This is a genomic window from Microbacterium sp. (assembly GCF_032084865.1).
In the GTDB taxonomy this organism is placed as follows: domain Bacteria; phylum Actinomycetota; class Actinomycetes; order Actinomycetales; family Microbacteriaceae; genus Microbacterium.
The window spans coordinates 1-3923 of the sequence record NZ_DAMDLU010000193.1 but is presented as its reverse complement, the minus strand read 5'-3'; the positions used below and the strand labels follow the sequence as shown (position 1 = coordinate 3923).

Below are 3923 nucleotides of genomic sequence, written 5' to 3'. Positions count from 1 at the left end.
GTAGGCCACGGCCAGGCCCGCGTCGTGCGTCATGCTCAGGTGCAGGGCGGTGATGCCGCGCTCGGCGACGACCGCCGCGGTCGAGCCGCTGAGCAGGAAGAGCGGCTTGCCCGAGGGCTCGGCGCCGATCTCGATCTCGGTCCAGTGCACCCCGTCGCTGCCGCCGAGCGCCTTGATGAGCGCCTCCTTCGCGGCGAACCTCGCGGCGAGGGAATGCAGCTTGAGCTGCTGCTCGGACTCGGTGAACAGGCGCTGCAGCAGCCGGGGCGTGCGGGCGACCGAACGCTCGAACCGTGCGATGTCGACGAGGTCGATGCCGGTGCCCATGATCACCCGTTCAGCCTACTCGGCGGCATCCGGCGGCCTGGGGCTGTCACGCCGCCCGGCCCGGAAACACACCCCGGCACGGAAGCACACCCCCGCCCGGAAACACACCCTAGGTACGGAAACACACCCCGGGCACCGAGACACAACGGGGGCCGACACTCCAGATGTCGGCCCGATTCCCACGAACCGTCCGACATCTGGAGTGTCGGCCCCCGAAACGTAACGCCGCTTCGGCCCCCGAAACGTAACGCCGCTTCGGCCCGGCACGTAACGCCGCTTCGGCCGGCTCACTCCACGGTGACCGACTTCGCCAGGTTGCGGGGCTGGTCGACGTCCAGGCCCTTCGCGGTGGCGAGCGCCATCGCGAAGATCTGCAGCGGCACGACGGCCAGCAGCGGCTCGAACATGGCGCCGGCGAGCGGGATGCGGATGACCTCGTCGGCGAAGGGCAGCACGGCGGCATCCCCCTCTTCCGCGACGACGATCACGCGAGCGCCGCGGGCACGGATCTCCTGGATGTTCGAGACGACCTTCGAGTGCACCAGCGCCGAATGCCGCGGCGACGGCACGATCACGAACACCGGCTGGCCGGGCTCGATCAGCGCGATCGGGCCGTGCTTGAGCTCGCCGGCAGCGAAGCCCTCGGCGTGGATGTACGAGATCTCCTTGAGCTTGAGCGCACCCTCGAGAGCGATCGGGTAGCCGACGTGGCGGCCGAGGAACAGCACCGAGCGGGTGTCGGCCATCCAGCCGGCCAGCTGCGTGACGTGGTCGTTCTCTTCTGCGAGCACCTGGGCGATCTTCTCAGGCAGAGCCTGCAGTTCGGCCACGTCCGCGGCAGCAGAAGCAGAAAGGGTGCTGCGCACCCGGCCCATGTGGAGGCCGAGCAGCAGCAGCGCGGTGATCTGCGCCGAGAACGCCTTGGTCGACGCGACGGCGACCTCGGGGCCGGCGTGGGTGTAGACGACGGCATCCGACTCCCGCGGGATGGTCGCGCCCTGCGTGTTGCACACCGACAGGGTGCGCGCACCGCGCTCACGGGCGTACTTCACGGCCATCAGCGTGTCCATCGTCTCGCCCGACTGGCTGATCGAGACCACCAGCGTGCGGTCGCCGATCACCGGGTCGCGGTAGCGGAACTCGTGCGCGAGCTCGACGTCGACGGGCACGCGCGCCCACTGCTCGATGGCGTACTTGCCGACCAGTGCCGCGTACGAGGCAGTGCCGCAGGCGGTGATGATGACGCGGTCGATGCCGACGAACAGCTCGTCGAGTCCGTCGAGCTCGGGGATGATCACCTGGCCGTCGGCGATCCGCCCGCGAAGAGTGTTGGCGACCGCGTCGGGCTGCTCGGCGACCTCCTTGGCCATGAACGACGGCCATCCGCCCTTCTCGGCCGCGGCGGCATCCCACGAGACGTCGAACGGCTGCGCCTCGACGGGGTTGCCGTCGAAGTCGGTGACCTCGACCGACGAAGGGGTGATCGAGACCATCTGGTCCTGCCCGATCGCGAGCGCCTTGCGAGTGTGCTCGACGAAGGCGGCGACGTCGGAGCCGAGGAAGTTCTCACCCTCGCCGAGGCCGATCACCAGCGGCGAGTTGCGTCGGGCGCCGACGACGACGCCGGGCTGGTCCTGGTGCATGGCGAGCAGCGTGAAGGCGCCCTCGAGGCGGTTGACGACGGCGCGGAAGGCCGAGGCGAGGTCGCCGGATGCCCGGTACTCGCGCCCCAGCAGAGCCGCGGCGACCTCGGTGTCGGTCTCGCTGCGGAAGGTGACGCCGTCGGCGAGCAGCTCGTCGCGCAGCGCGCTGAAGTTCTCGATGATGCCGTTGTGGATGACGGCGAGCTTGTCGTCGTCGGCGAGGTGCGGGTGGGCGTTCACATCGGTGGGTCCACCGTGGGTTGCCCAGCGGGTGTGCCCGATGCCCGTCGTGCCGTCGTCGAGCGGGTTCTCGGCGAGCGAGTCGCGCAGCATGGCGAGCTTGCCGGCCTTCTTGCGCATGCCCAGGTCGCCGCGCTCATCGATCACGGCGATGCCCGCTGAGTCGTAGCCCCGGTACTCAAGACGGGCGAGACCCGCGAGAAGGATGTCCTGGCTGGGCCGCGGGCCCACGTATCCGACGATTCCACACATGGTCACCACAATAAACGCGCAGTTTTGCGAGGGGGCCGAACGAAATCGTCGGCTACGAGCTGCCGCGCCTCGACGCGGCTGACGTGGGCGCTGCGGCCAGCAGTCCGTGTTCGGCGGCGAGCGCCAGGGCCTCGTCTCGCGAGGTCGCGCCGAGCTTGCGGTACAGGGTTCTGCGCTGCGACTTGACCGTGTTCACCGACACGTGCAGTTCGGCGGCGATGTCGTTCACGCTGAGCGTCTCGACCAGCCGGCCGAGCAGGATCAGCTCGCGCGGAGTCAGCCGTGGCTGCGGGGCGACGACGGTCGTCACGTCGCCTGGGTGCCAGGGCACCCTCTCGTCGAAGACCTCGTGACCATCAGGGGGCAGCAACAGGAATGGCGTCGTGAGTCCGTGGGCGTCGGCGATCGACCGGGCGCGTGCAGCGGGCCCGGTCGGGTCACGCCCGAGCTGCCTCAGCGCGACTGCTTCGAGGGCCGCCGCGGTAGCCCGATCGATCGGCGTCTCAGCGATGCGGGCGAGCAGGCGCAGCGCCTGTTCCGGATGCCGGTCGAACAGCTGCACGCGCGCCGCCCCGATGACCACAGCGGGCTCGTCATGGGAATGCACCGAGAGCGCGCGGGCGGCGCTGACGTCACCGGCGGCGAGGTGAAGCGTCGACTCGGTCAAATCGAGCTGCCGAGCCAGTCGTCGAGGAATGCGCGATCCTCGCTGCCGCCGCAGCGCGTGCAGTCGCTCGAGCCCGCGCTGCGGCTCGCCGCGGCAGATGTCGGTCACGGCCCGCACCTGTGCGAGCAGAGGCCAGTGCTCGATCGTGTCGATGATGTGCCAGACCCCGTCGATCGCGTCTTCCGCGGCATCGAGGTCGCCGCGCTGGATGTGGGTCCACGCCTGGGCGATGAGCAGCAGACTGCCCTGATACTCCCGCAGCACACTGTCGTGCCACGGATGCCGCAGGGCGGCGTCGATCCAGCTCTGCGCGGCGCCGATGTCTCCGGCCTGCGCGTGCACCAGCGCCAGACCGCCGAAGGCCGTGAGGCGGGCGGTGGGCCTGGTCGCCGAGGCGAGCGCGTTCTCGAACTGCGCCGCAGCCTCGGCGTCGCGCCCGCCGTGCAGCAGGCTGACACCGGCGTGGGCGTGCAGATCGGTGAGCACTCCCTCGAGCGACCCGCGTTCGTCATCGGAGATCTCGCTGAGCATCCGCGCCGCCGACTGCGCGGCCTTCACGCCTCCATCACCGACCGCGAGCAGGCGCTTGAGCACCGACTCGATCACCTTCAGCAGTGCTCGCTCGCCGGAACCGGCCGCTGCGGTGTGCGCGCCGATCAGCGCGATCCCCATCATCTCCACCGCCCGCACGCGATGCTCTCGGCGCGCGTTGAGGATCAGCGCGAGCGCCATGGCGATCACCGGCCAACGCCGTAGCTCGAGCGGACGGACGTGGCGCAGGTGCACGGCGATCG

General features: G+C 70.1%; 3 protein-coding genes. All 3 read right to left on the bottom strand.

The window, feature by feature from the left end; translation table 11 throughout:
• Positions 1-333, bottom strand: a 333-nt coding sequence (locus tag RT309_RS14130) for a holo-ACP synthase (protein WP_313358058.1), incomplete at its 3' end; no start/stop codon positions are given.
• 281 nt (positions 334-614) lie between these two features.
• Positions 615-2462 (bottom strand): glutamine--fructose-6-phosphate transaminase (isomerizing), encoded by a 1848-nt coding sequence (gene glmS, locus RT309_RS14125; RefSeq protein WP_313358056.1) that lies wholly within the window; start codon positions 2460-2462, stop codon positions 615-617.
• A 52-nt stretch (positions 2463-2514) separates the two neighbouring features.
• On the bottom strand, positions 2515-3923 hold a 1409-nt coding region (locus tag RT309_RS14120), incomplete at its 5' end, for a LuxR C-terminal-related transcriptional regulator (protein ID WP_313358055.1).